We start from the raw sequence: 26,369 nt of genomic DNA, 5'->3' as shown, positions 1-26,369 counted from the left end.
GTGTCCTGAGCCGACCAGGCGGGGAATGCGCCTCCCCGCCTGGTCGTTTTCGTTGTGAAGGGCCACAGCCACTGCGACGGATGCCGATTGCGGCGAGCGCCGCCAGCGCAGCGGCTGGTAGAACGCCAGGGCGTCAGGTGAGCTGGCGTACCGCGGTCTCGACGCCACGCAGCTCGGCCAGGCCGCGCAGCCTGCCGTACAGCGGGTAGCCCGGGGCGGTGGCGCGGTGCTGATCGTCGAGAATGTGGTGGCCGTGGTCGGGGCGCAGCGGTAAGCGTCGGCCGCCTTCGCGCTCGCGACGGCGTTCCTCGGCGACCAGCGCGCTGATGACCGCGACCATGTCGACGTCACCGTCCAGGTGCGGCGCCTCGTGGAAGGAGCGAGGGTCGGGGGACTCGCGCCGGGTCGAGCGCAGATGCACGAAGTGGATGCTGGGACCAAAGCGCTGAACCATGGCGGCCAGGTCATTGGCGGCGAGCACGCCGTAGGACCCGGTGCACAGCGTCAGGCCATTGGCGGGGCTGTCGACGGCCGCAAGGATCCACTCGGCGTCCGCCGCCGTCGAGACCACCCGGGGCAGGCCGAGCAGCGGCCGGGGCGGGTCATCGGGGTGGATCGCCATCTTGATGCCGAGTTCTTCGGCGACCGGGATGACCGCTTTCAGAAAGTAGCCGAGGTGCTCGCGCAGGCGCGCGGCGTCTATCTCGGCGTATCCGGCCAGTACCTCGCGAAAGCGCTCCAGGGTGTAGTGCTCTTCGGCGCCGGGCAGGCCGGCGATCAGGGTATCGACCAGTGACTGGCGGGCTTCGGCGTCCAGGCTATCGAGGTAGCTCCTGGCTTCGGTCTTCTCGTCGTCGCTGTACTCGTTCTCGGCGCCTGGTCTGGCGAGCAGGTACAGGTCGAAGGCGGCAAAGGCTGTCTGGTCAAAGCGCAGCGCCAGGGCGCCATCCGGCATCGCCCAGCGCAGGTCGGTGCGGGTCCAGTCGAGCACCGGCATGAAGTTGTAGCACACGGTATCGATGCCGCAGGCCGCCAGGTTGCGCAGGGTGTCGCAGTAGCGGGTGATCAGGGCGTTGCGCTCGGGCAGTCCTTTCTTGATCGCCTCGTGCACCGGCACGCTCTCCACCACCGACCATTCGAGGCCAGCGTCCTCGATCATCTGCTTGCGCTCGGCGATGGCCTGCCGGGACCAGACCTCATCGTTGGGCACCTCGTGCAGCGCGGTGACGATGCCGGTCGCGCCGGTCTGGCGAATCTCCTCGAGTCGGATCGGGTCCTTGGGGCCGAACCAGCGCCAGGTGTGTTGCATGGAAATCTCCTTTTCTCGGGTCCGGCTAGAGGGTGCTCAGTGACGCCGCAAGCCCGGTATTGATCAGTCGGCGGTAGCCATCGGTGACAGCATCGGCAAATCCCTGCTGTGCTGCCAGGGCCGCAGGGACGATGTCTTGCTGGGCCAGAAAGGCCGCCACCAGCGCTTCAGGGTCATCGCAGTGACGTTCATGCAGCTCGATGAAGCGCGATGCCAGCGGGTCACTCACCTCATGTCGTCGGTCGTCGAGCGAGACGCCGGAGGTGTAGCGTACCCAGGCGGCCAGCCCCGGTGCGGTGCAGTCGACCTGGTCGCTGGTCCAGTCTGCCAGTTCGCTCGCTGTGCGCGGGGCGATGAAGGTGATCGATGGCCTTGCAGGTGCGTTTGCCGTTGTGCTCAATATTGTCACAGGGCGGAACGGTGATGGCCGCAGGGCAGGGGGCGGGTGGCCCTTGCCCATGAGAGACGTCTGCCGGTTAGATAACTATCAGCCGTTGGTGTCCTCGAAGATCGGCGAAAAGCGCTGCACCATCTGGGGCAGGGAGATCAGGATCTCGCTTTGATGCATCAGCATGGCTTGGCGGGCCTTGTCTTCGTCTCTCTGTTCGATGGCATCGACAATGTCGGCGTGCTGCTGGACCAGCTTTTCGAAGGGCGTGGTGTCAGGCACGCTGAGGTAGCGCACCCGGTCGAGCTGTGCCTTGACCTCTTCGATGACGCGCCAGGCGGTCTCGTGTCCGGCGCCAAGGGCGAACACGCGGTGGAAGTCCTCGTCGAGGATGAAGAACTGGTCATACTGGCCGCTGCTGGCGCAGCGAACCTGTCGCTCGATCAGATCCCGCAGCTCGTAGATCACCTTGTCGGCGAGCCCTTGCCTGGCGGCGGAGGCGCTGACGGCGGTTTCGACCGCCTCCCTGACGAAGCGCGCTTCACGCACCGACTTCTGCGAGATGCCCACGACGTAGGTGCCGCGTTGTGGTCGAACGTCGACCAGGCCTGCCTCGGACAGGCGGATAAAGGCTTCGCGTACCGGCTGTCGGCTGACCGAGAAGGCGTCGGAAATCTCCTTCTCGGACAGTGCCTGGCCAGGGGCGAACTGCATCCGGATGATGGCGAGTCTAAGCACGCGGTAGAGCCGCTGACGCACCGATCCTCCGGTAGCATCCTGTTCCCAGAGTTCAGCGATTGCGGGGGTCAGCATGGGGGCACCTACCTGTCGTTGAGCTTTTTAGCTCTTGTACTGTTGAGCCTTTGAGTTCCGGTCTGGTATGGCTTGTATGGTAGTCATGCTAGCATAGCTAGTAGGTGCTGTCCGGCCTGGGCGTGTAGCACTTTGGTCTCGCCTCGCCACCATCATCGTCACCCCGGGGGCGCCATGCCGCACTCCGTCAACTTCGCTGCACCGGATGACTGTGTGTTGCGCAAGGACGATCATCGACGCCGGCTCGGCGGACATCTATCACGCCTTCCAGGCGACCCTGCTGCCGCTGCCGCTGCCGCTGCCGCTGCCGCTGCCGCTGGCGCCGACGCCGGCCAGCGCTCTGGCCCATTCGCCCTGGGGAGATTTGGCATAGGCAGCACGGCAATAGGCAGCGCCTCAATAGCCGGGGTCGTCCTGGTGGAGAGGGTGACCCTTGCACGCCGGCGGCGCTGTGATGATGCTGGAAGGGCAACGGCTTCTCAGGGCATATGGTCAGCGCGGGAGCCGGCGAGGGCGTGGCCGTCGACGGTGGGGTGGCCGGGACTCTGGTCGGTGTCTGTGCCGGCGGTGGACGAGTCGGCAGGTGTGTCGCCTGCGAGCGGGCCTTCGCGCCCGGGTACCGGCACCACCATCATCCAGTCGAGCCCGGCGGCGATCGGCGCAAGGCGCATGCCGTCGCCCAGTGCGACCACGGCGTCTCCCAGTTCGCTTAACGGGCGACTGGACATCGGCGCCTGCACCACGGCGTCCGCCAGGCGGTTGACGCCGTCCTGCTGGGCGCTGGTGACGGGGTCAAGCGTGCCTCCCAAGCGATCAGCCAGCGTCTCGATGCGGGTATCGGCCTGCGCCAGCCCCTCGACCAGGGTGTCGGCCAGGGGCAGCAGCCGGTTGCCGGTCCTGTCGAGGCCCTGATCGACGCGCCCAAGGGTCGTGACACCACTGTCCAGGCTGTCCGCCAGCACCAGACCCTGCAAACGCCCGGACAGGTCCTGGCCGGCATCGACCAGCCGTCCGACCTCCTCAAGGGTGGTGCGAGTGTCGCCTACCAGCGATGACAGATTGGCCGACATGTCGCCCAGTTGCTGGGCCGGGGCCAGGGCGAGTGTCACCCGGTCGTCGAGCATGTCGCCGGGACGCGTGACCATGACGCCGAACTCACCGGTCAGGCCCACCGCCTCGGTGGCCAGCATCTGACTCAGGCTGCCTCGGCCCAGGTCCGCCGCTGCCGTGAGCGTGCTGCGCTCATCGTTTCCGATACTCTCGACCAGTCCGACGACGGCCTGCTCATCCAGCCGGGGGATGCCGCTGTGGCTGATCCCGCCATGGCGCAGCGCCGTGCGCGCCGCCACCCCTTGCAGGCTGGTCTCATCACGCTGGCCTCCCAGCACCTGACCGGCCAGGGCGACCCACTGGCCGGCACGACTCAGCCCACTGGCGGAGGCGTCGACCAGGGCGTTGCCGGTGGTGGCGCTGACGTCTGACAGCGCATCGCCTCCGGCGACGATCAGGTCCGCCGCCAGGCTTGGCCACAGCAAGGAGTCGGAGGTGATCAGGATCGGTTCCAGGCCGAGCTGGATAGCGCTAGCCACTCGGGTGGTCAGTGACTGCTCAAGATCACCCCATGGCTCCTCGAGATCGAGTTCCTGCTGGCCGATGCCCAGCGTGCTGGTCAGGCGACGTCGATAGCGGTCCAGTGACAGCACCCGCTGCAGCCGGTCATCGAAGCGATGCAGTAACGGCAGAGCAGCGACGCTGTCGAGCACACCCTCAACCGCTTCCAGAGATCCCCCCAGTGGTCCCTCAAGGTAGGCCCCGGTGCTTGCCAGGGCGGACTCAGTAGCGCTGGCCCATCCGTTGGCACCGACAGCACGGGCCACGGCGGTTCCTTGAGTCGTGAGCTGGTTGGCGGTCATCCGTCCGATCCCCCCGGCCACCAGCTCGGCGGAACGGGAGGCGCTGGGCAGCGCCGGGCTGGCCGAAAGGTGCTGTCGGTCGCCGGAAATCTGATCACGCTGAACGATCTGTACCGACGACTGGAAGCCGTGACCCGCAAGGGGGGCTGACGTCATCTCGGTGGCTGGTCTGGTGGCGGATGCTGCTGGCGAGAAAGGGGAGTGCTCAGCGCAGCCGGTCAGCAGAACGGCCAGAACGGTTACCGCTATCCATCGTGGCAATCGAGCCGCCTGTGCGCTGGGCTTGAGGATCATGAGGTGTCCAGCCGTCTGATACCGGCAATAGTGCACCAGACTATCGACAAAACGGGCGAGATCGTGGACGAACTTTGCTAGAGCAGGCGTGTTGCCGGCATGGATGAGCGCTAGGAGCGAGTCATTGGCAGTTAACCTGCCCGGGATCGCGACAGGGTCGACCGGGCAAGAGGATCAGGCGAGCAGGTGGTGATACAGGGTGGTGGCGCCGATGGCGATCAAGACCAGCCCCCCGAGGATCTCGGCACGCGGCCCCACCGTCTTGCCGAGCCGGCGTCCCAGCAGCATGCCCAGGGTCGCCATCAGGGTGGTGGCGCCACCGATCGCCAGTGCCGTCACCCAGATGTTGGCGTTCATGAACGCCAGACCTACGCCCACCGCCATGGCGTCCAGGCTGGTGGTGATCGCGGTGGCGATGATCAGCCACCAGCGGGTGCGATCGCTGGTCGTGCCGCAATCGCAGCTGGCGCAGTCCTTGGGGGCGGGAGCGAGGCCACTGTGGATCATCTTGCCGCCCAGGGCGAGCAGCAGGAAGAAGATGATCCAGTGATCCCAGTGGGCAATGGTGTCATAGGCGCTGGTGCCGAGCAGCCAGCCGATAATTGGCGTCGTGGCTTCCACCAGACCAAACAGCAGGCCGGTCTGCAGGGCCACCACGAAACGCAGCCGACGCACGCAGGCACCCTTGCTGACCGAGGCGGCAAAGGCATCGGAAGATAGCGAGAAGGCGAGAAGCAGGGTCGAAGTGGGCGTCATGAAGGTGCGAATCCGGCGGTTGCCTGTTGAAAATACGTGATGTCGCTGAAAGAGCCTCGTGCGCAGCGTTACGACCGATATTCCGGGCATTGGCTATGGACACGATAGCGAATTTGCATGGCGATATTAGCGCGCAGGCTGACAGATGCAACTCTTTACCAAGGCTGCAAGTTTAAGCCAAAACAAAGACATATAGCCGTGACTATACCTTATGGCAGCGGCAAGAAAAGGAGAGGCCAGAGGCGCACTATTGCCCGCTGGCGGGTAATCCCGAGGCGCGACAAAGCGGCAAGGTCGTCGAGGCCCTTTCCCCGATAAACGAGCAAGAAGATGCATTGGCAGCGGCAAGAATGTTGGTTCTCGGGAAGAGAAGACGGTCAGGATTTCAAGGCGTCTTCCAGCATCTTTACGATGACGAGGCCGGCCTTGGCGGGCAGGTTGTCGCCGGCATAGTGGCGAATGGCTGCGACCTCTTCGCGAAGCTTTAGATGCCGAGCTCTGAGGTGTTCGAGTTCCTGTTCAAGGAGCTCCATTCCATCCATTCCAACCGATGAAAACTGGGAAGCCCGAGGTTCGAGGGAGTCGTCAAATGGCGTGGTCACTGTCATCTCCGGACCAGGACAAGGGCACCGCCGGGCAGGCGAGACCATCGGAGAATCCTGGTTATTGAAGTGTGGCGTATCTCTCCTTGTGGCGATATAGGGATCAGGGGGTAGTTCGCCTGTAATGACGAGGTAATCAAACCATTAATCCGTCACGATCATGATATTGCGACTCAGGCATTCGACCGACACGCGGTCGAGCCAGGCTTAGGCCTGGTCCTGAAACTCGGGCACGGCGACTGCGTCGTTGTGGGTGACGACCTCCTCGAGCTGTTGGCAGAAGGTGTTGAAGGCGTCGCTCGCATGTCCGGGGCGCCGGTGCATCTCGATTTCCACCTGGCCGAGCGCCGGCAGGCCCTGCTCCTCGCCGAGAATCCGACAGCCCGCCGGTACGCTGCGGGGTGTCTTGACGGTGATCGCGAGCCCCGCCTGGACCGGCAGGTTGATGCCGGTGGGGGACTGGCTCGAGTAACGCAGTTCCCAGGCGCGTTCCTGACGCCCCAGGGCGGCGAGGGCGTGGGCGCGAAAGATGCAGCCTTCGGGATTCAGTGCCAGGGGCAGTCGGCTGCCACGGGTAGGATCGGCATCTTCTGCCGCGACCCACACCATGGGTTCCCAGCCGAGCAACTGGCCCGATTGCGTCGGTCCGTGGCGGATCGACAGGACCACGTCGAGCAGGCCCTGCTGGAAGCTGTCCACCAGGTCGGCACTGATGCCACAGATGACCTCGATGCGGGTATGCGGATAGGCCTCGGCGAACCGGGGCAGCAGTTCCGGCAGGTAGGCGCTGGCCTGTTCCTCGGAGGTGCCGATACGAATCTTCTCGCCGTGCTGGCGGTCGCCGAGTGCCGCCCTGGCCTCGTCCTCCAGCGTCAGCATGTGTCGCGCATAGGGCAGCAGCCGTTCACCGTCGGACGTCAGCAGCACGCTGCGGCTGGTGCGCTCGAACAGCGACTTGTGCATCTGGTCCTCCAGTCGCTTGATCTGCAGGCTGACGGCGGACTGGGTGCGGTGCAGCACGCGGCCGGCGGCGCTGAAGCCCTGGCACTCGGCCACGGTGACGAAGGCGCGGAGCAGGTCGGTATCCATAATCGATGAGCCTTTGAAATAAGTGATATCTCAACCATTCATTTCTATTATGAAGAGGCGCTCTCTATCCTGTCCAACATCACTTGAGACAGGCAGGAGTTCCTCATGCAGGCCACCGATGCGCCCACCACTTCCTCGCTGGACGGTCTGATCGACCTTGAGCACTACCCGATTCATGACCTGGACGGCAAGTCCGGACGGGCGCTGATCCAGCGCTGTCACGAACAGCTGGCCGACGATGGCTGTGTGGTACTCAAGAACTTTGTCCCCGAGGAGGCATTGGCGCGGCTGGAGCGCGAGACCGAGCGGCTGTCGCCCGAGGCGCACTACAACCAGACCGAGACCAACCCCTACAACAATGCCGGCGATCCCGAGCGCCCGGCCCGCCATCCGCTCAATCGCTTCGACGATCGCACCAACGGTTTTGTCGCCGGCGATCGCATCGGCGAAGACACCATCATTCGCCAGGTCTACCAGCACCCGGACTTCCAGCGCTTTATCGCCACCGTGGTGGGCATGGAAGAGATTCACCAGTACGCCGACCCATTGGCGGACCTGGTGGTCAACGTGCTGAGAGAGGGCTGCCAGCATCCCTGGCACTACGACACCAACGAGTTCATCGTCACCATGATGACCCGCCAGTCCCACGGCGGTGGCCGGTTCGAGTATGCCCCGGGCATCCGCAGCCCCGAGGGTGAGAACTTCAACGAGGTCGAGCAGGTGCTGGACGGTGATCGTTCGCGGCTCAAGGCGCTGGACCTTCAACCGGGTGACCTGCAGGTGTTCTTCGGCCGCTATTCGCTGCACCGGGTGACGCCGGTGGAAGGCCAGAAGGAGCGTCACACCGTGATCTTCGCCTACGCCAAGGAACCCGGCTTCATCGGTCGCCCCGAGCGTGCCCAGCGCATCTTCGGGCGCATGGCGCCGATTCACGAGACCCTGTTGAAGGAAGGCATGAATCGCAGCGATTCGCTGGCCGACTGAGCCCACGCCGATGACATCGAAGCCGAGCACGTAGAGGCTCGGCCTGTGCCCCTTGCGACCCCGCCATATTCGAACAGGACCCTGACATGAGCATCGTCGATTTCGACAACCTGACCGACAACGAGCCGGACCATATTCCGGTCGTGCCCTCTGCGCCGATGGCCAACGGCGACAGCATCCCCACCGCCTTCGATCCCAGGCAGCTGCGCGCCGGGCGCCTGGCGCGGCTGCGCGCGACGATGGCGGAGCAAGGCTACGCCGCCATGGTGCTGTTCGACCCCAACAACCAGCGCTATGCCACCGGTTCGCGCAACATGTTCGGCTACTTCCTGCGCAACTCGACCCGCTACATCTATGTGCCCCTGGAAGGGCCGGTGATCCTGTTCGAGTACCCGGGCAGCGCCCACGTCTCTACCTGGCTCGAGACCATCGATGAATCGCGCACCTCCAAGGTGGTGTGGTCCGCCGTCAACCAGCGCGACAACCTCTCTTCGGACCCCTTCGGTGTGGAGATCGCCGAACTGATCGAAGAGCACGGACGCGGCAACCGCAAGATCGGGCTGGATCGCTGTGCGCTCAACCTGGCGCGCTCACTCGAGGCCCAGGGCCTCGAGGTCTTCGACTGCATGCAGGACACGCTGCACTGCCGGCGCATCAAGACCCCCGAGGAGATCGCCTGTCTGGCCCAGTCCATGGCCGGCAGCGAGGCTGCGGTGGCCGAGGTCGAGGCGGCGATCAAGCCGGGCATCACCGAGAACGAGCTGTTCGCGATCATGTACGGCAACGTCATCCGCCAGGGCGGAGAGTTCATCGAGACCCGTCTGCTGTCGTCCGGCCCGCGCACCAATCCCTGGTTCAATGAGGCCAGTGACCGGGTCATTCGTCCGGGCGAGCTGGTGGCGCTGGACACCGATACCATCGGTTGTCACGGCTACTATTCGGACTTCTCGCGTACCTTCCACGTCGGCCCGAATCGCCCCAGCGCCTACCAGAAGGAGCTGTATCGCATGGCCTACGACCAGGTGCACCACAACATGGGCATCTTGCAGCCGGGCATGAGCTATCGCGAGATCGCCGAGCAGGCCTGGAAGATCCCCGAGCGCTTCCTCGACCGTCGCTATCCCTCCATCATCCACGGCGTCGGCATGCACGGTGAAACCCCGCTGGTCGCTCACCATATGGACTTCGATCGCTTCTCCAAGGATGGCGTTCTCGAACCCGGCATGGTGGTGTCCGTGGAGAGCTACATCGGCGAGGTGGGTGCCGCCGACGGGGTCAAGCTGGAAGAAGAAGTGCTGATCACCGACAGCGGTGTGGAAAAGCTGTCCCGCTATCCCTTCGACGAGGCGCTGCTCGACCGCCAGTTCTGAGCCGCATCATCTGTGTACCATGCTGCGCCGGGCCCCATGCGAGATGGCCGCCCGGCGCTGACGCCTTTTCAGAAAGTCATATCGAGAGTTTTGATGAAAGACGTGAATCATTGGATCGGCGGTGAGTCACAGCCGTCGCAGCGCCATCTGGATGTCATCAACCCGGCCACCGCCGAGCCGGTCGGTCGTGTCGCCCTGGGGGACGCTGCTACCGTCGAGAGTGCCATCGAGGCGGCCCGCCGCGCCCAGCCGGCCTGGCGCGACACGCCGCCGGCCAAGCGCGCCCAGGTGATGTACCGCTTCAAGGCGCTGCTCGAGCGTGACGCCGACGAGATCTGCGCGCTGGTCAGCGAAGAGCACGGCAAGGTGCTTGAAGACGCCATGGGCGAACTCAAGCGCGGTATCGAGAACGTCGAGTACGCCTGCGGCGTGCCGGAGCTGCTCAAGGGCGAGTACTCCCACAACGCCGGGCCGGCCATCGACACCTGGTCCAATCATCAGCCGCTGGGCATCGTGGCCGGGATCACGCCGTTCAACTTCCCGGCCATGGTGCCGCTGTGGATGTATCCGATGGCGCTGGCCTGCGGCAACGCCTTTATTCTCAAGCCCTCCGAGCAGGTGCCGTCGGCGGCGCTCAAGATGGCCGAGCTGCTCACCGAAGCCGGTCTGCCCGACGGCCTGTTCAGCGTGGTCCACGGCGACCGGGAGGTGGTCGAGGCGCTGATCGATGCGCCGGATGTGAAGGCGGTGTCCTTCGTCGGCTCGACCCCGGTGGCCAAGGCGATCTACCAGCGTGGCGCCGAGAATGGCAAGCGCGTGCAGGCGCTCGGTGGCGCCAAGAACCACGCCGTGGTACTGCCCGATGCCGATCTGGACAACGCCGCCAGCACCCTGATCGGGGCCGCCTACGGCAGCGCCGGTGAGCGCTGCATGGCGATCAGCGTGGCGGTGTGTGTCGGCGATGACACCGCCGATGCCCTGGTCGAACGGCTTTCGCAGGAGGCCCGGGAACTCAAGATCGGTGCCGGCACCGAGCGCGGCCTGGATATGGGCGCGCTGGTCAACGCCGGGCACCGTGACAAGGTGGCGGGCTATCTCCAGCAGGGCGTCGACGCCGGGGCCGAGCTGGTGGTGGATGGGCGCGAGCATCCGCTGGTCGCGTCGTCACCGGGCTACTTCCTCGGTGCGAGCCTGCTCGACCGGGTCACGCCCGAGATGAGCGTCTATCGCGACGAGATCTTCGGACCGGTGCTGTGCGTCGTGCGTGTCGCCAGCTTCGATGAGGCCATTGCGCTGATCAACGCCCACCAGTATGGCAACGGCACCTGCGTGTTCACCCGGGATGGCGAGGCCGCGCGTCGCTTCGCCGACGCCATCGAGGTCGGCATGGTCGGCATCAACGTACCGCTGCCTGTACCGGTGGCCTTCCACAGCTTCGGCGGCTGGAAGGAGTCGCTGTTCGGCGATCTGCATGCCTATGGCCCCGACGCCGTGCGCTTCTACACCCGGCGCAAGGCCATCTCCCAGCGCTGGCCGAGGAGCCAGGACAGTGAAAGCGCGCAGTTCAACTTCCCCTCGAACTAGCGCGCTCTCGAGGCCAGACTCGTCCTGCAAGCGCAGCGCCGGCCTCGGCCCCCCGACGAGGGAGAGCGCCTCAGGCCACCGCGAACGCCCACTCCTTGCGAGTGGGCGTTGTCGTATCCGTGGCAGGCGCTCGCGCCATCACTCGGGGGCTGTCAGTGTCTAGGCGCTGTCCGAAAAGTCGACGAGCGAAGGTTAGACAAGGCAAAAATCGGTGAGAAAGCGCAGTTTACGGGGTGTAAATGAGCATGTTGATCCGATTTTTAACGCCGTATTACCGAGCGCAGGCACTTTTCAGACAAGCCCTAAGTGGATGGCGGCGTCGCCGCAAGACGCGGGTGGATAGGGTTGGCGGGGCGATAGCCGGGCAGGGCAAGACGACGGGTGGCGACGCTCGGGTGCAGCGTCTCGTTGCCGAAGGAGGCAAAGCCGATGCGCCGCAGATAGCGCCGGGGCGAGATCAGTCGATAGAGGCGCGAAAGAAACCTCTGGTAGGAGTCGACGATGTCGTCCTCGCGCGGTGGTGAACCAAGCAAGGGGCGACTGTCAGGCAGCAGCGGCAGCCCCTGATCGCAGGCGCGGCCCATCATCCAGTCCAGGCTGACGTCCGACAGCACGCGGTCCCGGTAGCCGCCGCCGACGTTGGAGTGGGCGCCGGGAAACCATACCTGCTCGAGGGTGGCGGTGGTGGTCTGCGGTGACCACAGGGTGGGGGCGAAGGCCTTGCGATGCTCGTCGATCGCCAGCGCCTGGTAGGCGTGGCGCACCAGCGGGCTCAGGCGGGTGTCATGGAACTCGAACCGGCGGCGGTTGAAGGCGGCAAAGCTCCTGAGTGGAATCCCCAGGCTGCCCACGGTGTCCCACACACCGATCATGTGGATCTCCGGTACCCAGGCGTAGCGCGAGGCGAAGCGTCGAGCCTCGGCGGATTGCGGGCCACGCCTTCGATCGCGGTAAAGCGCGTAGGCGCGTCCCGCCAACTGCCGGTGTTCGGGGTGCAGCAGACCGCTGGTGTGAAGCATCCCGCTCAGGCTGCGCGCGGTGTAGGCGCCTCGGCTGAAGCCGAACAGAAACAGCCGGTCGTCCGGGCGCAACAGTTCGACCAGCTCGACGTACGCCTCGACCAGAATTTCCGATAGCCCGAGTCCGGTGGCGCCTGCCACCAGGCGGTCGTACCAGTGCAGGTCACTGCCGACGCCATGGTAGTAGCGCTTGACGGTGCCGCCCTCGGCCATGGGATTGTCGGCCACCGCCTGGTAGAGCCGGCTGACGTTGGTGTTGGTGTCACCGTCTTCCAGGTCCATGTCCGGCACTTGCCAGGTGCCATCGAAGAACAGCGCGACATTCTTGGCCATCGGCTTCCCTTGCTGTCAGCCCTCTTGATCCGAGCGATGCCCGGTGGTCGCTGTCAGTGTATGTCGGGGGCGTGGCCAGAAAATTGAGCGCAGAGGCGAAGGGCGTCGATCGGTCGTGCCGTCAGCGCTGCGGCAAAGATTGCAGGAGCGGGGCGGGTGGATGGCCTCCGCCCCCCCCTTGGTCGTTCGCTTGTCAGAATGTCTAGAAGCGCGTCGCCCAGGTATCGACGACCCTGAGCGCGTCATCGACCAGATGGAGCTGGCGCCACTTGTCGAAGGTCATGCAGGGATGTGAGGCGCCGAAGGCCAGGACGTCACCGATGCGCACGTCGCGAGCGCTGTCGGGCAACTGGATAAAGGTGTGCTGGTCCATCTGCTTGACCACCTGCCAACCTTCCACCGACAGACGCTCGCTGGCCTGTCCGCCTTCGCGATAGCGCCTGAGCACCTCGGGCGCCAGGTCGAAGCCGATATCGCGCTTGCCCAGTGCCACGATGGCCAGCCCCGGCTCGGGCAGCGACTGCACCTGGGCGAACACCTCCAGCGCCGGCTCAAGCCCCTGGTGCAGGTCCTGGCGCCGGGACAGCACGCCGGCCTGGGCCTCGCGGTAGATGCCGTGGTCGTGGACCACGTAGCAGCCCGGGCGCAGCACCGGGGTGAAGCGGCCTTCGAGTCCACCGTCGCGGAACTCTTCGGCGATCAGGTCGTACCAGGCTGAACCCGAGGCTGTGACGATGGGCTTGTCGCGCTCGACCAGGCCTTCGTCGGCCAGTCGCTTGACGCCGTCGACCAGGCGCTGGGCGTAGCGACGGATACCGGCCACCGGATCGTCGCCATGGACTACGCCCTCATACCCCTCCAGACCCGCCAGGGCTATGCCGGGCAGGGTAGCCGCCCGGCGCGCCAGCGCCATTACCTCGTCATCATCGCGAAGTCCGCACCTTCCCCCTTCGACGCCTACCTCGATCAGGATATTCAGGGAGATGCCGGCCGCCCCGAAAAAGGCGCCTAATTGGTCCAGGTTCTCGGCGCTGTCGACGGTGACATAGAGCTCGGCGCCGGCACGGATCAGGTCGGCGGCGATGGCCATGTTGGCCTGACCGACCATCTGGTTGGCCACCAGTAGTCGCTGGGCGCCCTCGGCGAAGGCGGCGCGGCACTGGGGCAGGGTGGCCAGGGTGATGCCCCAGGCGCCGGCCTCGAGCTGCCGCCGGAACAGCGCCGGGGTCATGGTGGTCTTGCCGTGGGGCGCAAGCTCGGCGCCGTGGCGGCGGGCGAAGTCCTGCATCCATGCCAGATTGTGGGCGAGCGGCGCCTGGTGGATCACCGCCGCCGGCAGGCTGACGTCGGCCAGCAGCCGGTCGCCGGTTTCCAGGGTGCCCTTGTGGCAGCCCTTGGCATCGAAGGAGGAAGAAGAGGGGGAGTGGGCCATGGAAGTTCTCCTGAAGGCGGAACGCGGCTCATGTTACGCCGCGCCGGACGATTGGCAATGTTCGAAGATTGATCTGACTACGACCATTGTCGGAAATTTTCAAAAAACGGTGGATGGTTGTTAGAAACTAACATAGCGTAAGGATACCGCAGATGACGAGGGCCCTGGACAGGCTTCGTGATCTGGCAACGTCGCAACGGAGGGAGGCAAGCCGTGAGTCAACAGATCGATATCCTGTCGCGCATCACCGCGGTGGTTCGCTCCCTGAGCGAGTCGGAGCGCAAGGTGGCGGAGCTGATCTTCGACGACATCGACTTCGTGGCAGAGGCCAGCATCAGCGAGATCGCCCGGCGATCAGGCGTCAGTGACGCCACCGTGACCCGCTTCGCCCGCTCGGTGGACTGCGACAACGTGCGTGACCTCAAGCTGCGCCTGACCCGTGCCCTGGCCGCCGGTCGTCGCTTTATCGAGGACGCCGATCCCGCCCGGGGATCGAGCATCGTCTACGACGTTGCCGCCCAGACCCTGGCGCTCAACCGCGAGTTGCTGTTCGAGGCCGATATCGAAGGCGCGGTAGAGCGACTCGACAATGCCCGCCAGATCCTGACCTTCGGCAGTGGTGGTGGCTCCAGCGTGATGTGCCAGGAGCTGCAGTTTCGCCTGATGCGCCTGGGCTATGCGGTCAGCGCCTATCCTCACGGTCTGCTGCCGAGGATGGTGGCCGCCACCCTGGAGCCCGAGGATGTAGTGGTGGTGCTGTCGGTGTCCGGCTATACGCCGGAGATGGTCGAGTCGGCCCAGATCGCCAGTCAGTACGGGGCCCAGGTGATCGCCATCACCGCCGTTGGGTCTCCGCTTGCCGCCGCCGCCAACGTGGTGCTGCCCATCGCCGCCCGGGAGACCGATTTCATTCTTCACCCTTCGGCGTCGCGCTATGCGTTGATGGCCGCCATCGACGTGCTGGCGCTGGAGCTGGCCATGCGTCATCGCGACCAGGCACGCACCAAGCTCAGGCGTTTGAAGATTGCACTTGATGACCATCGCGGCGGCGACAATCGCCAGCCGCTGGGAGACTGACATGCACCATGACCTCTTGATTCGTCGCGCCACGCTGCTGGATGGCACCGGCGCAGATCCTCGTATCGCGGATGTCGCGGTCAAGGGGGATCGTATCGTGGCGGTGGGGGATCTCGCCGGGCACGAGGCCAGCGAGGTGGTGCAGGCCGAGGGGCTGGTGCTGACCCCGGGATTCATCGACGTTCACACCCACGACGACACCAATGTGGTGCGCACCCCCGAGATGCTGCCGAAGCTGAGCCAGGGGGTGACCACGGTGGTGGTCGGCAACTGCGGCATCAGCGCCTCGCCGGTCAGGCTGCGCGGCAGCGAGGTGCCCGATCCGATGAACCTGCTGGGCGACGCCGAGGATTTCGCCTACCCCAGCTTCTCCGCCTACGCCGATGCCGTGGCGACGGCCTGCCCGGCGGTCAATGTGGCGGCGCTGGTGGGGCATACCAGCCTGCGCTCACTGGTGATGGATGACTTCGAGCGCCCGGCCCGCGATGACGAGATCGCCGCCATGCGCCTTGCTCTGGAACAGGCGCTGGCCGAGGGGGCCATCGGCATGAGTACCGGGCTTGCCTATCGCAACGCCCGTCAGGCGCCAAGCGCCGAGGTCGGTGCCCTGGTGCGCGCGGTCAGCGAGGCGGGCGGCATCTACACCACCCACCTGCGTGACGAGTTCGCCGGACAGGCCGAGGCGATGGACGAGGCCTTTGCCACCGCCGCCGAGGCCCGTGCACCGCTGGTGATCTCGCACCTGAAGTGCGCCGGTGCCGGTAACTGGGGCCAGGCGCCACGGGCCCTGGCGCAGTTGACCGAGGCCGCCAGCCGCCAGCGTGTCCACTGCGACTGCTACCCCTATACCGCCGGTTCCTCGACCCTGGATCTGGGGCAGGTCACCGACGAGATCGACATCACCATCACCTGGTCGAAGCCGCATCCGGAGCAGGCGCGTCGGCCGCTGGCCGACATCGCCGCCGACTGGGGGCTGTCACTGATGGACGCGGCCAGGCGCCTGCAGCCCGCCGGCGCGGTCTATCACAACATGAGCGAGGACGACATGCGCCAGGTGCTGGCGCACCCCTTGACCATGGTCGGCTCCGACGGCCTACCCAATGACCCGCATCCGCACCCGCGCCTGTGGGGCGCCTTTCCCCGCGTGCTGGCCCACTACAGCCGCGACCTGGCACTGATGCCGCCGGCCGAGGCGGTACGCAAGATGACCGGTCTTTCCGCCGCCACCTTTGGCCTGGAAGACCGCGGTGTGATTCGTCCAGGCGCCTTCGCCGATCTGGTCCTTCTGGATCTCGAGCGCCTGGAAGATAGCGCCACCTATGACCAGCCGAAGACGCCCGCCAGCGGCATCCTTCGGGTGCTGGTCAACGGCACGACGGCCTACGCCAACGGTCAGGCGTCGGGCCAACGATCCGGGCGCATGTTGCGCCGAAGCGTGCGCCTTGCGGCCACGCCACTCTAGCCACGTTTATTGCATCAGTATTTTTCAGGAGACATTGACATGACGATCAAGCGTTATGGCGCCGAAGGCGGCGTCGGTACCGGCGGCCAGAAACTTCCCTTCTCCCGCGCTGTGGAAGCCGGCGGCTGGCTGAAGGTGTCCGGTCAGACCCCGATGACCGATGGAGAAGTGGTGGAAGGCGGCATCGTCGAGCAGAGCCGACTGGCCTTCGAGAATGCCCTGACCATCGCCCGCGAGGCGGGCTACGACATCGAGGACGTGGTCCACGTCACCGCCGTGCTGACTGACTCGCGCTACTTCCAGTCGTTCAACAAGGTGTTCGCCGAGTACTTCAAGGATCACCCGCCGGCGCGCATCTGCAGCGTTCAGGATCTGGTGGTGGACTGCAAGGTCGAGGTGGACCTGACCTGCTACCGCGCCGACCGCGCTTAAACCAGGGATATTGCGTCGAGCGGCAACTCGACCGGGGCAGGGATGCCCGCATCGTAGCGACAGGAAGGCGCCGGATCCCGGCAAGGACCCGACGCCAGGCACAGCAAACGTTCACGTTCACGTTCACTGTCTCGATCGCGGCAACGACCGAGACGACAAGTATAAGAGGTCTGTATGAACAGTCATCTTTTCCTTGCTACCTTTTGCGTCTACATCGTCCTGATGATCGGCTTCGGCTGGTGGATGTCGCGGAACGATCGCGGCACCGGCGATGACTTTCTCCTTGGCGGGCGCAGCGTACCGATATTCCTGACCATCGGTACCACCGTGGCCACCATGGTGGGAACAGGTTCCAGCATGGGGGCGGTGGGCTTCGGCTACGCCAACGGCTGGGGCGGCGCACTCTATGGTCTGGGTGGTTCGATCGGGGTGCTGCTGCTGGCGCTGTGTTTCGCCGGTGTGCGCCGCTACCGCTTCATGACCATGAGCGAAGAGTTGTCGTTCTACGTCGGGGCCAACCGCCTGGTGCGCAATGTCGTGGCATTGTTCATCTACGTTGCCTGCATCGGCTGGCTCGGCGCCCATATCCTCGGCGGCGGCCTGTATCTGGCCTGGATGGCGGATATCCCCGCCTGGCAGGCCAAGATGGTGGTGGCCCTGGGCTTCGGTGTCTACTGCGTCATCGGCGGCTATATGGCGGTGGTCTGGACCGACACCGTGCAGGCCATCGTGCTGTTCGTCGGCTTCTTTTTGATGGCGGCGGTGGCCGTGGTCGAGGTCGGCGGCTTCTCCGAGATGACCGCCTCCATGGACGCCGCGGCGACCAGCTTTCTGGCCATCGACAAGGTCGGCCTGGTGCCCGCCCTGTCGCTGATCACGGTGATCGCCGTCGGCGTGCTGGCGACCCCGTCCTTCCGCCAGCGCATCTACTCCGGCGCCTCGGTGGGCTCGGTACGCCGCTCCTTCCTGGTGACCGGCTGCCTTTACATGCTGTTCTCCATCGTGCCGGCGATCATCGGCATGGCGACCTACGCCCTCAACCCCGACCTGGAAAACAGCAACTTCGCCTTCCCGTATCTGGCCACCGAGGTGCTGCCGCTGTGGCTGGGCCTGCTGCTGCTGGTGGCCGGTCTATCGGCGACCATGTCCAGCGCCAGCAGTGACGCCATCGCCGGTGTCACCACCCTGATCCGCGATCTCTACGTGCTGGTCAAGGGCCGCGCGCCGTCGGCCAAGAGCGTGGTCATGCTGTCGCGGTTCGGCCTGGTCGGCACCATCAGTCTGGCGCTGGCCTTCGCCCTGACCTCCGACAACGTGATCGCTTACATCACCAAGATGGTGGCGACCGTGCTGGCGGGCATGTTCGTGTGCGGCGTGCTGGGACGCTTCTGGTCGCGCTACAACTGGCAGGGCGCGATTGCCTCGCTGGTGGTGGCGTCCGCCACCTCGCTGACGGTCATCTCGGTGGAGAGCTGGAGTGACTACTGGGGCAACCCGAGCATCCCGGCGGTGGGCCTGGCCATGGCCGCCGGTATTGTGGTCAGTCTGTTGACCCCGGCTTCCGAGCTCAGCGAAGACCAGGCACTCGAGCTGATCACAGAAGAGCGCGAGCGCATGGAGGCGGTGCCTGACGTGCCGCTGCGCAAGGGGCCCGCCAAGGCCTGAAGACCGCTCTCCAGGCCGAAGCACAAAAGCCCGCGCAGGTGACTGCGCGGGCTTCTTCGCATGTCTGCCGCGGTGGCGAGGAGCATGGGGCATCGCTCAACGGCGCAGCGACCATATTCGGCCAAGGGCGCCGTCCTTTAGTACCAGATGGTGAAACAGGGCCGCCGTGATGTGGCCACCAAGCAAAAAGGGCAGTAGCAGATCGGCGCCCCAGTCCCGATGAAAGCGGCCAAAAGGCTCCATCAGGGTGATCAGCGGTACTTCGAACAAGGCTGCGAGCGACGCCGCCAATGGCAGGCGCTGAAACGAGGGCAGTGTCCACTGGCCCAGCACCCTGAGGTCGAAGCCGGTACCGATATAGGCCGCCACGGGCAGCGCCAGGAGCACGGCGAGCAGGCCACGGTGGGCGAGGCGAGTCACCCGTGGCAGACCCAGGGGGGGCGGCTGTGGCAGCCACAGGTGGGCCGCCAGCAGCCCGAGCGACAGCGCCACACTCAAAAGCCCCAGGTTGACGTGGACCACCAGCAGGTACCAGTTGGCCGACTCGAGCTGGGTGGTCACCCACTTGCGCCCGTAGGCAGTGAGGTAGAGAAGACCGATGGTCAACGCCAGCGAGGCGTGCAGGGCGCGGCTGGTCACGGCATGACGGCCAGGGTGGACATCGGGGGCGTGGGTGACGTCGTGGGCTCGGCTCGCTGGCATGAAGGAAACCTCGGGGATGCGGTATTGCCCGGTGTCAGGCAACTACCGCCATGCTGACGCCTGGCCCTTCGCCTGTCAGCCATTCCCTGTGCCATGCTGGGGGCAATTCGCCCTCGGAGCCTCCCATGTCGATCTTTCTCGTCACCCTCTTTGTTGCCTCCCTGCTGCCGATCCTGCTGGCCTGGATCGGCGCCGCCTGGCGTGTGCGCCAGTTCGGCCACCTGGACAATCGCCACCCGCGTGCCCAGCAGGCGCGTCTTGAAGGCGTCGGTGCGCGGCTGCAGGCGGCCCAGTCCAACGCCTGGGAGGCGCTGATCATCTACGCCACCACCGCGGTGGTGGCCATCGGCGCCGGGGTGGAGCTTGAAAGCCTCGACGTGCTGGCGCTGGTCTTTCTCACCTCACGTCTGCTCCACCCGCTGGCCTACGCCCTGAACTGGCAGTGGACCCGCTCCATCGTCTTCGCCATCGGCATGCTGGCGTGTCTGACGATCATGATCGGGGCGCTGTGGTAGCCGCCCCGAAACGAGACCGGTGGCGGGCGGTTGTCCGCCGGCATTCAGCCCTTTGACCGTCAGGGGCCGACGGCCGTCATTGTGACGACCGCGCCAGGGTGGTGACCAGGCGCTGGCAAATGTTGTCCAGCGCCTTGGCCTTGCCTTCGTCGGCCAGGCTGCCGTCTTCATGAAAGGCGCTGCCGGCGCCGCCTACGGCAAGCTGGTCCGGCAGTACCGTGACGCCGATGTTGCTCAAGAGCTGACGCAGCAGCGGCAGGGCGCGTAGCCCGCCCAGCCCGCCGGGTGAGGCGCCGACGATGGCTGCCACCTTGTTTTGGTAGGGCTCGAGGGCGCCCAGGTCGCCGTCGGGGCGCGAGACCCAGTCGATGGTGTTCTTCAGAAGCGGTGTGATGAAGCCGTTGTACTCAGGGGAGGCGATGGCGAGGCCCTGATGCTCCATGAACATCCGCTTGAGGCGGCTGGCGTGCTCGGGAAGACCCTCGCCGGCCTCCAGGTCGCCGTCGTAGATCGGCATGGGAAAGTCGCGCAGGTCGACAAAGGTGGCCTGACCGCCAAGGGCGTCGATGCGTTGTGCCATCAGCTTGGCCAGACGCTTGTTGAAGGAATCTTCCCGGGCGCTGCCGGCAAAGACCAGGATACGGGGACGGGTATCGCTCATGGGGTTCTCCTGCGGTGTGAACGGAAACGTAGGGAATAAGGAAGAGACATATAGCCAAGGACCTACGCTCTGTCAGCCATTGCCAGCGCCGATCTTGTGCATTCATCCTGCAACATATCGCATCAAGATGGCAGAAGGAGGTCGATGTGAAGTACCCCACAACGCCGGATGGGCGCTACTTTGTTGCCCGCAATCGCCTCTGGCGCTGCACCGATCCCGGCCTGGACGAGGACACCCGCAAGCGCCACGTCAAGGCGCTGATGGCGGCCCGACGCGCGGTCAAGGAGGCCAACAAGGTCGACGATGACGACGCGCTCAAGGCCGCGCGCCGCCAGGTCCAGGCGGCCAAGGAGGCGCTGGGCGAGCGTGGCCCGGTGTGGTGGTCCGACGGCGCCGAGGATGAGTCCGGACGCGCGCCCCACAACAGCTCCTACGCCGACTGGTGGGCCAGCCTGAACGCGCAGGAAGACAAGGCGTCTGGATGAATGCCTTGCGTGTCGGCAAGGCGGCCTTCAGGAAGACCAGGGCAGCGGTGGCGCCTCCAGGCGTGCTCCCTGCCACTGGGGGATGTCACCAAAGCGCTCGCTAGCGGCTTCCCAGTCGTGCTGGGCCTGGATGATCGCTTCCCGCGAATGGCCAACGAAGTTCCACCAGATCAGGATCTCGTCCTGCATCGGCTCGCCGCCGATCAACAGGATCCGGCTGCCCGCAGACAGCGACATCTCGAGGCTGTCTCGCCCACGCCCCAGATACCCCAGCTCGTCCACCGCGAAGGCCTCGTCATCGAGCTCGAGGCCGCCTTCCAGCACCAGCACGCCGTATTCGAAGTCGGGACGCAGGGGCACCGCCAGCTTCGTGGTGTCACTGGCCTGAACGTCGAGTCCCACCAGCGGCGAAAAGCTCAGGGTGGGGGCGTGATGGCCTTCGGCTTCACCGATCAGCAGGGTGAAGTCGGCGCCTTCGCGGTGCCAGTGCGGTAGCTCAGTGTAGTGATCAAAGCGTGGCGCGGTGTCGGCCTTGTCCCGGGGCAGGGCGATCCATAGCTGGGCGGCGTGCAGGCTGTCGGTTTCGGCCAGGCTCTCTTCGGTATGGCTGATGCCGTGGCCGGCGGTCATCAGGTTGACCTCACCCGGGCGAATCACCTGGTCGCTACCCAGGCTATCCCGGTGGTGGACCTCGCCGGAGAGCATCCAGGTGAAGGTCTGCAGGCTGGTGTGGGGATGGGGGCCGACCCGCATGGCCTGGCCCTCGCGCAGGATGCTGGGGCCGGCGTGGTCGAGAAAGCACCAGGCGCCGATCAGGCGGCGCTCGCGGGTGGGCAGCACGCGGTGGATCGGCAGGCCGCCGACGTCGGCCTCCCGGGAACCGATACGCTGGATGCAGTGACGGCCATCGACGACCGGGCAGTCCAAAGAAGATGATGGGCGATGGGGCGTTTCGTGCAGGCTCATGGTGGCCTCCTGGGCGGTCATGGCTAGACCTGGTATGGCTGTACCTGGGTGGGATCGACGGAAAGAACAAGGCCTGGGCGCAGTACGCCCAGGCCTGAAGCTCACCCTTGGGTCTGCTGCGAATAGCTCTGCATCAGGTTGGAGTAGGCCGGCAGGTGGGACGCCAACAGGCCACCGAAGCCTTCGATGTCGTTGCGCCAGTCGCGATGCAGCTCGCCACCCACCCCGAACCAGGTCATCAACTGGGCGCCGGCCTGGCTCATGCGATCCCAGGCGGCCTCGCGGGTCACCGGGTTGAAGGTGCCGGAGGCGTCGGTGACGACGAAGACGTCGTAGCCGGCCTCGATGGCCGACAGCACCGGAAAGGCCACGCAGACCTCGGTGACCACTCCGGCGATCAGCAGCTGCTTGCGTCCCGTCTTCTCGATGGCGGCGACGAATTCCTCGTTGTCCCAGGCGTTGATCTGGCCGGGGCGAGCGATATAGGGGGCGTCCGGGAACATCTCCTTGAGTTCGGGGACCATGGGGCCGTTGGGGCCGTCCTCGAAGCTGGTGGTCAGGATGGTCGGCAGCTCGAAGAACTTCGCCATGTCGGCCAGGGCCAGCACGTTGTTCTTGAAGGCGTCGGGCTCGAAGTCGCGCACCAGCGACAAGAGGCCGGCCTGGTGGTCGACCAATAGTACGGTGACGTCATCCTTGTCGAGACGAACATAGGGGCGAGTCATGGGTTTTCTCCTCCTGTCAGGGGAAACCTTCCTTAAGAGATGCCTCCGGCATCCAGCCTGGAGGTGGGGTCCCGGCGGCGACTGCCGCCGGGAAGTTGCCAAGCATTGAGAAGGGGGGAGTCGGCAGGGGCAGACGCCTAGCCGCCGGCAACCTGTTTCTAGCTGCCGACACTCTGGGTATCGAGTCGGCCAAACCGGCCACGCCGAAATGCGTCGATGGAGGCGTGGATCTCGGCCTCGCTGTTCATCACGAAGGGGCCATGACCTACCACCGGCTCGTCGATCGGTTCACCGGTCAGCACCAGCAGCCGGGCGGCGGTGTTGGCGGCCAGGGCCAGCGTCTCGCCATCGCGGGACAGCTCGACCACGCTGCCACCGCGCACGACCTCCTGATCCTGTACCAGCAGGGTGCCGTCGAGCACTACCAGAAGGCTAGTGTGCCCGTTGGGTAGCGACAAGGTCGTTTCAGCGTCCTCGTTCAATGCCAGCTCCCAGGCGTTGATCGGGGTAAAGGTCCGCGCCGGGCCACGTGCCTCCAGGTACTCGCCGGCCACCACCCTGAGCTGGCCCGCCTCGCCCGGCAGTGTCACCACCGGGATCTCGTCACGGGTCAGGTTCTGGTAGGCCGCCGGGGTCGTCTTGTGGCGCGCCGGCAGATTGACCCACAGCTGGACCATCTCCAGGTCGCCGCCCTGGCGAGTGAAGTCCTCGGAGTGAAACTCCTCGTGGAGGATGCCGTCGCCGGCGGTCATCCACTGAACGTCGCCCGGGCCGATGGTGCCGCCCCCGCCGGAGGAATCGCGGTGGCTGACCTCGCCGCGATGCACGAAGGTCACCGTCTCGAAGCCCCGATGGGGGTGCACGCCGACGCCACGCTTTTGCTCGCTGGGCGCGAAGTGGTGAGGCCCGGCGTGGTCCAGCAGCAGAAAGGGGCTGATGCGCTCGGCGCCAAGGCGGTCGTAGCTGAACAGCGAGCGCACCGGGAAGCCGTCGCCCACCCAGTGACCGCGAGGGGCAGCGTGTACGGCGTTGATGGTCTTCATGGGACACCTCCTGTCATGGAAGGATCGTTGGCGATCCGTCATGGTGACAGCATAGAATCGAGACGATGGAGGCGGTAGTAGGCAAAATTCGGACGCATCGTTGCATATGTGGAACGATGGTGCGCTCAATCACCCTCGACAGGACCCGAGCCGTGCAGGATCTCAACGACTTCTTCTATTTCGTCAAGGTGGTGGACCACGGCGGTTTTGCTCCGGCGGGCCGCGCCCTGGGGCTGCCCAAGTCACGGCTCAGCCGACGTATCGCGGCACTGGAGGCACGCCTCGATACCCGCCTGATTCAGCGTTCCACCCGTCAGTTTGTGGTCACGGAACTGGGCCAGGCCTTCTATCAGCACTGCCAGGCCATGCTGTGGCAGGCCGAGGCGGCGGTGGAGGTGGTCGAGCGCCACCAGGCCGAACCGCGCGGGCGCATTCGCCTGAGCTGTCCGCCGAGCCTTCTCGCCACCTTGTTCACGCCGCTGTTTTCCGAGTTCCTGCGTCGCTGCCCCCGCATCGACCTGGACGTGGTGGCGACCAGTCGCCGCGTCGACGTGGTGCGAGAAGGCTTCGATCTGGCGATCCGGGTACGCTATCCGCCGCTGGAAGACAGCGAACTGGTGATGCGCAGGCTGTCGCGCAGCCCCCAGCGGCTGCTGGCATCACCGGATCTGGTGGCGCGCCTGGGGATGCCGGAAGCGCCGCAAGCCTTGAGCGATTGGCCCAGTCTCGACTTCGAGGAACCGGACCGGCGCCATCGCTGGCGCCTGGACGGTCCCGGCGGCGAGGAGCGAATCATCGAGCATCGGCCTCGGCTGGTGACCGACGACGTGGGGCTCTTGCACCGGGCGGTGCTCGATGGCCAGGGGGTGGCACGCTTGCCGTTGGTGGCCGCGGGCGCCGATCTGTGCGCCGGGCGTCTGGTGGACGTGTTGCCGGGCTGGGAGCCTCGGGCCGGACTGATCCACGCGGTCTACCCCAGCCGCCGCGGACAGTTACCGTCGGTACGGGCACTGCTCGACTTTCTCGACGGTGCCCTGGACGAGGAGGACGCGCCGCTGCCCAGGGCGTAGGGACGATCGGGGCGCAACGGTGCCTGGCCTGACGAGACGGCCCGTGTCCGGCCGTCGGAAACGACAACGCCACGGCATGGGCCGTGGCGTTGTTGGTGCCGGGGCTCAAGCGGCCCCTGCGGTCTTGCTGGTCCAGCGCCTGATCAGGCGTCCTTTCCGCTGCCCTTGGGCGCTTCAGAGGATGAGGCCTGCGAGGCCTTGTTGCTCAAGCTCGGCCAGGCGCTTGGGTCCACCTTGCCCTTGAGCTTGGGGAACTCGTCCGGGTTGAAGGTCGGCTCCTGGCCGGCCTTGAGCTGACGCTCGTAGTCGCGGAACAGGGCGAAGGCCAGCGGCGAGAGCAGCAGGATGGCGGTCAGGTTGATCAGTGCCATCATGCCCATGGACAGGTCGGCGAAGTTCCAGATGGTGCCGAGCTGGGCGATCGAGCCGATCATGATCATCGCCAGCACCGCCAGGCGATAGATGAACACCGCGCCCGCAGAGCGACGCGAGCCCGCCAGGTACTCGATGTTGGATTCACCGTAGGAGTAGTTGGCGATCAGCGAGGTGAAGGCGAACAGCAGGATGGCGATGGCCACGAACATGCCGCCCCAGTCACCCACGTGCTCGGACAGCGCGACCTGGGTCAGCTGGATTCCGTTGGGCGCATCACCGCTCTGCAGCGCCGGCTCCGACAGGATGATCACCGCGGCGGTGGCGGTACAGATCACCAGGGTGTCGAAGAACACGCCGAGCATCTGGATAAAGCCCTGGGCCGCCGGATGGTTCGGTCGGGTGCTGGCGGTGGCGGCCACGTTCGGGGCGGAACCCATGCCGGCCTCGTTGGAGAACAGGCCGCGCTTGATGCCCTGCATCATGGCCTGGGCCACGGCGTAGCCCACTGCACCGCCGGCGGCTTCTTCGAGGCCAAAGGCACTGTTGAAGATCAACGCGATGGCGCTCGGCAGCTCATCGATATTCAGCGCCACCACCACCAGAGCGAGGATCAGGTAGAGCAGTGCCATCAGCGGCACGATCAGCTCCGCCACCTTGGCGATGGAGCGCAGGCCGCCGAAGATGATCGGGGTAACCCCCACCAGCAGGGCGATGCCGACGATCCAGGTCGGGATGTTGAATGCCTGCTCCATGGCCTGGGCGATGGAGTTGGCCTGGACGCTGTTGAAGGCAAGGCCGAAGGCGATGATCAGACAGATCGAGAAGGCGATGGCCATCCAGCGCTGACCGAGCCCGCGCTCGATGTAGCGGGCCGGGCCGCCGCGGAAGGTCTTGTCGCCGTGGTCGACCTTGTAGGCCTGGGCCAGGGTGGACTCGACGAAGCTGGTGGCCATGCCGACCAGCGCGGTCATCCACATCCAGAAGATGGCGCCGGGGCCGCCCAGATAGATGGCCACGGCGACACCCGCCAGATTGCCGGTACCCACGCGGGCCGCCAGGCTGGTGGACAGGGCCTGGAAGGAGGAAATGCCCTCGCCGCCATCACGGGATCCCTTGAGCAGGGCGAACATATGGCCGAAGAAGCGGAACTGGATGCCGCGGGTCATGACGGTGAAGTAGAGACCGGCGCCGATCAACAGGTAAACGAGCAGTTTACCCCAGATCAGGCCGTTGCCGACGGAGACGGCATCGTTGAACCAGGTGGCGATGGAATCCATGTCAAATTGTCCATTGGGTAGGAATGCG

The 26,369-nt window shown here is 65.6% G+C and carries 26 protein-coding genes; 11 read left to right on the top strand and 15 right to left on the bottom strand.

Annotated elements, in window-relative coordinates; genetic code table 11:
• Positions 1–133: 133 nt before the first annotated feature.
• From uxuA to NFG58_RS13970, 3 genes are all read right to left on the bottom strand, one after another.
• Positions 134–1,309 (bottom strand): mannonate dehydratase, encoded by a 1,176-nt coding sequence (gene uxuA, locus NFG58_RS13980; RefSeq protein ID WP_348826772.1) that lies wholly within the window; start codon positions 1,307–1,309, stop codon positions 134–136.
• A gap of 25 nt (positions 1,310–1,334) precedes the next feature.
• Positions 1,335–1,709 (bottom strand): hypothetical protein, encoded by a 375-nt coding sequence (locus NFG58_RS13975; RefSeq protein ID WP_348826771.1) that lies wholly within the window; start codon positions 1,707–1,709, stop codon positions 1,335–1,337.
• An 87-nt stretch (positions 1,710–1,796) separates the two neighbouring features.
• On the bottom strand, positions 1,797–2,510 hold the full coding sequence (locus NFG58_RS13970) for a GntR family transcriptional regulator (RefSeq protein ID WP_348826770.1): 714 nt from the start codon (positions 2,508–2,510) through the stop codon (positions 1,797–1,799).
• 205 nt (positions 2,511–2,715) lie between these two features.
• Between NFG58_RS13970 and NFG58_RS13965 the strand changes: the two genes are divergently transcribed.
• Positions 2,716–2,883 (top strand): hypothetical protein, encoded by a 168-nt coding sequence (locus tag NFG58_RS13965; protein ID WP_348826769.1) that lies wholly within the window; start codon positions 2,716–2,718, stop codon positions 2,881–2,883.
• Between the two features lie 106 nt (positions 2,884–2,989).
• Here NFG58_RS13965 and NFG58_RS13960 read toward each other — a convergent pair whose 3' ends face one another.
• The 4 genes from NFG58_RS13960 to NFG58_RS13945 form a co-directional block, all read right to left on the bottom strand.
• Positions 2,990–4,579, bottom strand: coding sequence for a hypothetical protein (locus NFG58_RS13960; protein ID WP_348826768.1), 1,590 nt, complete (start codon positions 4,577–4,579; stop codon positions 2,990–2,992).
• 312 nt (positions 4,580–4,891) lie between these two features.
• Positions 4,892–5,473 (bottom strand): manganese efflux pump MntP family protein, encoded by a 582-nt coding sequence (locus NFG58_RS13955; RefSeq protein WP_045991826.1) that lies wholly within the window; start codon positions 5,471–5,473, stop codon positions 4,892–4,894.
• Positions 5,474–5,850: 377 nt separating this feature from the next.
• Positions 5,851–6,075: a hypothetical protein gene (locus NFG58_RS13950; protein ID WP_222517197.1), complete on the bottom strand. Its 225-nt coding sequence runs from the start codon at positions 6,073–6,075 to the stop codon at positions 5,851–5,853.
• Between the two features lie 207 nt (positions 6,076–6,282).
• Entirely contained in the window at positions 6,283–7,164 is an 882-nt protein-coding gene (locus tag NFG58_RS13945; protein WP_045991825.1) for a LysR substrate-binding domain-containing protein, read from the bottom strand.
• Between the two features lie 105 nt (positions 7,165–7,269).
• On the opposite strand from NFG58_RS13945, the gene NFG58_RS13940 reads away from it, so the two are divergent.
• The 3 genes from NFG58_RS13940 to NFG58_RS13930 all read left to right on the top strand — a co-directional run bounded on the left by NFG58_RS13940 (position 7,270) and on the right by NFG58_RS13930 (position 11,102).
• A complete protein-coding gene (locus NFG58_RS13940) occupies positions 7,270–8,148 on the top strand; it encodes a hypothetical protein (protein WP_348826767.1) in 879 nt (292 codons plus the stop codon).
• Positions 8,149–8,234: 86 nt separating this feature from the next.
• On the top strand, positions 8,235–9,518 hold the full coding sequence (locus NFG58_RS13935; RefSeq protein ID WP_124803985.1) for a Xaa-Pro peptidase family protein: 1,284 nt from the start codon (positions 8,235–8,237) through the stop codon (positions 9,516–9,518).
• 93 nt (positions 9,519–9,611) lie between these two features.
• On the top strand, positions 9,612–11,102 hold the full coding sequence (locus NFG58_RS13930; RefSeq protein WP_348826766.1) for a CoA-acylating methylmalonate-semialdehyde dehydrogenase: 1,491 nt from the start codon (positions 9,612–9,614) through the stop codon (positions 11,100–11,102).
• A gap of 302 nt (positions 11,103–11,404) precedes the next feature.
• Here the strand turns inward: NFG58_RS13930 and NFG58_RS13925 are convergent, their stop codons facing one another.
• On the bottom strand, positions 11,405–12,454 hold the full coding sequence (locus NFG58_RS13925) for a DUF2235 domain-containing protein (protein ID WP_348826765.1): 1,050 nt from the start codon (positions 12,452–12,454) through the stop codon (positions 11,405–11,407).
• A 202-nt stretch (positions 12,455–12,656) separates the two neighbouring features.
• Complete coding sequence (locus tag NFG58_RS13920; RefSeq protein WP_348826764.1) at positions 12,657–13,886, bottom strand: amino acid deaminase; 1,230 nt, start codon at positions 13,884–13,886, stop codon at positions 12,657–12,659.
• Between the two features lie 213 nt (positions 13,887–14,099).
• Here NFG58_RS13920 and NFG58_RS13915 point away from each other — a divergent pair, with 213 nt between their 5' ends.
• The 4 genes from NFG58_RS13915 to NFG58_RS13900 all read left to right on the top strand — a co-directional run bounded on the left by NFG58_RS13915 (position 14,100) and on the right by NFG58_RS13900 (position 18,522).
• Positions 14,100–14,963: a MurR/RpiR family transcriptional regulator gene (locus tag NFG58_RS13915; protein WP_045995075.1), complete on the top strand. Its 864-nt coding sequence runs from the start codon at positions 14,100–14,102 to the stop codon at positions 14,961–14,963.
• A 1-nt stretch (position 14,964) separates the two neighbouring features.
• On the top strand, positions 14,965–16,425 hold the full coding sequence (locus NFG58_RS13910; RefSeq protein WP_348826763.1) for a D-aminoacylase: 1,461 nt from the start codon (positions 14,965–14,967) through the stop codon (positions 16,423–16,425).
• Between the two features lie 39 nt (positions 16,426–16,464).
• Positions 16,465–16,857: a RidA family protein gene (locus tag NFG58_RS13905; RefSeq protein ID WP_045995074.1), complete on the top strand. Its 393-nt coding sequence runs from the start codon at positions 16,465–16,467 to the stop codon at positions 16,855–16,857.
• Positions 16,858–17,031: 174 nt separating this feature from the next.
• A complete protein-coding gene (locus NFG58_RS13900) occupies positions 17,032–18,522 on the top strand; it encodes a sodium:solute symporter family protein (protein ID WP_348826762.1) in 1,491 nt (496 codons plus the stop codon).
• A gap of 96 nt (positions 18,523–18,618) precedes the next feature.
• Here the strand turns inward: NFG58_RS13900 and NFG58_RS13895 are convergent, their stop codons facing one another.
• Positions 18,619–19,224: a cytochrome b/b6 domain-containing protein gene (locus NFG58_RS13895; RefSeq protein ID WP_348826761.1), complete on the bottom strand. Its 606-nt coding sequence runs from the start codon at positions 19,222–19,224 to the stop codon at positions 18,619–18,621.
• A 125-nt stretch (positions 19,225–19,349) separates the two neighbouring features.
• Between NFG58_RS13895 and NFG58_RS13890 the strand changes: the two genes are divergently transcribed.
• Complete coding sequence (locus NFG58_RS13890) at positions 19,350–19,739, top strand: MAPEG family protein (protein ID WP_348826760.1); 390 nt, start codon at positions 19,350–19,352, stop codon at positions 19,737–19,739.
• Positions 19,740–19,815: 76 nt separating this feature from the next.
• Here the strand turns inward: NFG58_RS13890 and NFG58_RS13885 are convergent, their stop codons facing one another.
• Positions 19,816–20,400: an NAD(P)H-dependent oxidoreductase gene (locus NFG58_RS13885; protein ID WP_348826759.1), complete on the bottom strand. Its 585-nt coding sequence runs from the start codon at positions 20,398–20,400 to the stop codon at positions 19,816–19,818.
• 146 nt (positions 20,401–20,546) lie between these two features.
• Here NFG58_RS13885 and NFG58_RS13880 point away from each other — a divergent pair, with 146 nt between their 5' ends.
• Positions 20,547–20,885: a hypothetical protein gene (locus tag NFG58_RS13880; protein WP_348826758.1), complete on the top strand. Its 339-nt coding sequence runs from the start codon at positions 20,547–20,549 to the stop codon at positions 20,883–20,885.
• Positions 20,886–20,912: 27 nt separating this feature from the next.
• On the opposite strand, the gene NFG58_RS13875 is transcribed toward NFG58_RS13880, so the two are convergent.
• The 3 genes from NFG58_RS13875 to NFG58_RS13865 form a co-directional block, all read right to left on the bottom strand.
• A complete protein-coding gene (locus NFG58_RS13875; protein ID WP_348826757.1) occupies positions 20,913–21,851 on the bottom strand; it encodes a pirin family protein in 939 nt (312 codons plus the stop codon).
• A gap of 101 nt (positions 21,852–21,952) precedes the next feature.
• A complete protein-coding gene (gene ycaC / locus NFG58_RS13870) occupies positions 21,953–22,576 on the bottom strand; it encodes an isochorismate family cysteine hydrolase YcaC (protein WP_045995068.1) in 624 nt (207 codons plus the stop codon).
• Positions 22,577–22,734: 158 nt separating this feature from the next.
• Positions 22,735–23,619, bottom strand: coding sequence for a pirin family protein (locus tag NFG58_RS13865; protein WP_348826756.1), 885 nt, complete (start codon positions 23,617–23,619; stop codon positions 22,735–22,737).
• A gap of 152 nt (positions 23,620–23,771) precedes the next feature.
• Here NFG58_RS13865 and NFG58_RS13860 point away from each other — a divergent pair, with 152 nt between their 5' ends.
• Complete coding sequence (locus NFG58_RS13860; protein WP_045995066.1) at positions 23,772–24,689, top strand: LysR substrate-binding domain-containing protein; 918 nt, start codon at positions 23,772–23,774, stop codon at positions 24,687–24,689.
• A gap of 143 nt (positions 24,690–24,832) precedes the next feature.
• On the opposite strand, the gene NFG58_RS13855 is transcribed toward NFG58_RS13860, so the two are convergent.
• Positions 24,833–26,341 (bottom strand): sodium:alanine symporter family protein, encoded by a 1,509-nt coding sequence (locus NFG58_RS13855; RefSeq protein ID WP_045995065.1) that lies wholly within the window; start codon positions 26,339–26,341, stop codon positions 24,833–24,835.
• Positions 26,342–26,369: the final 28 nt, after the last annotated feature.

This window comes from Halomonas sp. RT37 (assembly GCF_040070525.1).
Taxonomy (GTDB): domain Bacteria; phylum Pseudomonadota; class Gammaproteobacteria; order Pseudomonadales; family Halomonadaceae; genus Halomonas; species Halomonas litopenaei.
This window is presented reverse-complemented; position numbering and strand designations above follow the sequence as displayed.

Bases quoted from the DNA above. Each gene is read 5' to 3' on its own strand.
- NFG58_RS13855 (WP_045995065.1), bottom strand. From the start codon at position 26,341: ATGGATTCCATCGCCACCTGGTTCAACGATGCCGTCTCCGTCGGCAAC.
- NFG58_RS13940 (WP_348826767.1), top strand. From the start codon at position 7,270: ATGCAGGCCACCGATGCGCCCACCACTTCCTCGCTGGACGGTCTGATC.
- NFG58_RS13865 (WP_348826756.1), bottom strand. From the start codon at position 23,619: ATGAAGACCATCAACGCCGTACACGCTGCCCCTCGCGGTCACTGGGTG.
- NFG58_RS13955 (WP_045991826.1), bottom strand. From the start codon at position 5,473: ATGACGCCCACTTCGACCCTGCTTCTCGCCTTCTCGCTATCTTCCGAT.
- NFG58_RS13890 (WP_348826760.1), top strand. From the start codon at position 19,350: ATGTCGATCTTTCTCGTCACCCTCTTTGTTGCCTCCCTGCTGCCGATC.
- NFG58_RS13900 (WP_348826762.1), top strand. From the start codon at position 17,032: ATGAACAGTCATCTTTTCCTTGCTACCTTTTGCGTCTACATCGTCCTG.
- NFG58_RS13920 (WP_348826764.1), bottom strand. From the start codon at position 13,886: ATGGCCCACTCCCCCTCTTCTTCCTCCTTCGATGCCAAGGGCTGCCAC.
- NFG58_RS13970 (WP_348826770.1), bottom strand. From the start codon at position 2,510: ATGCTGACCCCCGCAATCGCTGAACTCTGGGAACAGGATGCTACCGGA.
- NFG58_RS13875 (WP_348826757.1), bottom strand. From the start codon at position 21,851: ATGAGCCTGCACGAAACGCCCCATCGCCCATCATCTTCTTTGGACTGC.
- NFG58_RS13925 (WP_348826765.1), bottom strand. From the start codon at position 12,454: ATGGCCAAGAATGTCGCGCTGTTCTTCGATGGCACCTGGCAAGTGCCG.
- NFG58_RS13895 (WP_348826761.1), bottom strand. From the start codon at position 19,224: ATGCCAGCGAGCCGAGCCCACGACGTCACCCACGCCCCCGATGTCCAC.
- NFG58_RS13945 (WP_045991825.1), bottom strand. From the start codon at position 7,164: ATGGATACCGACCTGCTCCGCGCCTTCGTCACCGTGGCCGAGTGCCAG.
- NFG58_RS13905 (WP_045995074.1), top strand. From the start codon at position 16,465: ATGACGATCAAGCGTTATGGCGCCGAAGGCGGCGTCGGTACCGGCGGC.
- NFG58_RS13965 (WP_348826769.1), top strand. From the start codon at position 2,716: ATGACTGTGTGTTGCGCAAGGACGATCATCGACGCCGGCTCGGCGGAC.
- NFG58_RS13935 (WP_124803985.1), top strand. From the start codon at position 8,235: ATGAGCATCGTCGATTTCGACAACCTGACCGACAACGAGCCGGACCAT.
- ycaC (WP_045995068.1), bottom strand. From the start codon at position 22,576: ATGACTCGCCCCTATGTTCGTCTCGACAAGGATGACGTCACCGTACTA.
- NFG58_RS13885 (WP_348826759.1), bottom strand. From the start codon at position 20,400: ATGAGCGATACCCGTCCCCGTATCCTGGTCTTTGCCGGCAGCGCCCGG.
- NFG58_RS13960 (WP_348826768.1), bottom strand. From the start codon at position 4,579: ATGACGTCAGCCCCCCTTGCGGGTCACGGCTTCCAGTCGTCGGTACAG.
- NFG58_RS13910 (WP_348826763.1), top strand. From the start codon at position 14,965: ATGCACCATGACCTCTTGATTCGTCGCGCCACGCTGCTGGATGGCACC.
- NFG58_RS13930 (WP_348826766.1), top strand. From the start codon at position 9,612: ATGAAAGACGTGAATCATTGGATCGGCGGTGAGTCACAGCCGTCGCAG.
- uxuA (WP_348826772.1), bottom strand. From the start codon at position 1,309: ATGCAACACACCTGGCGCTGGTTCGGCCCCAAGGACCCGATCCGACTC.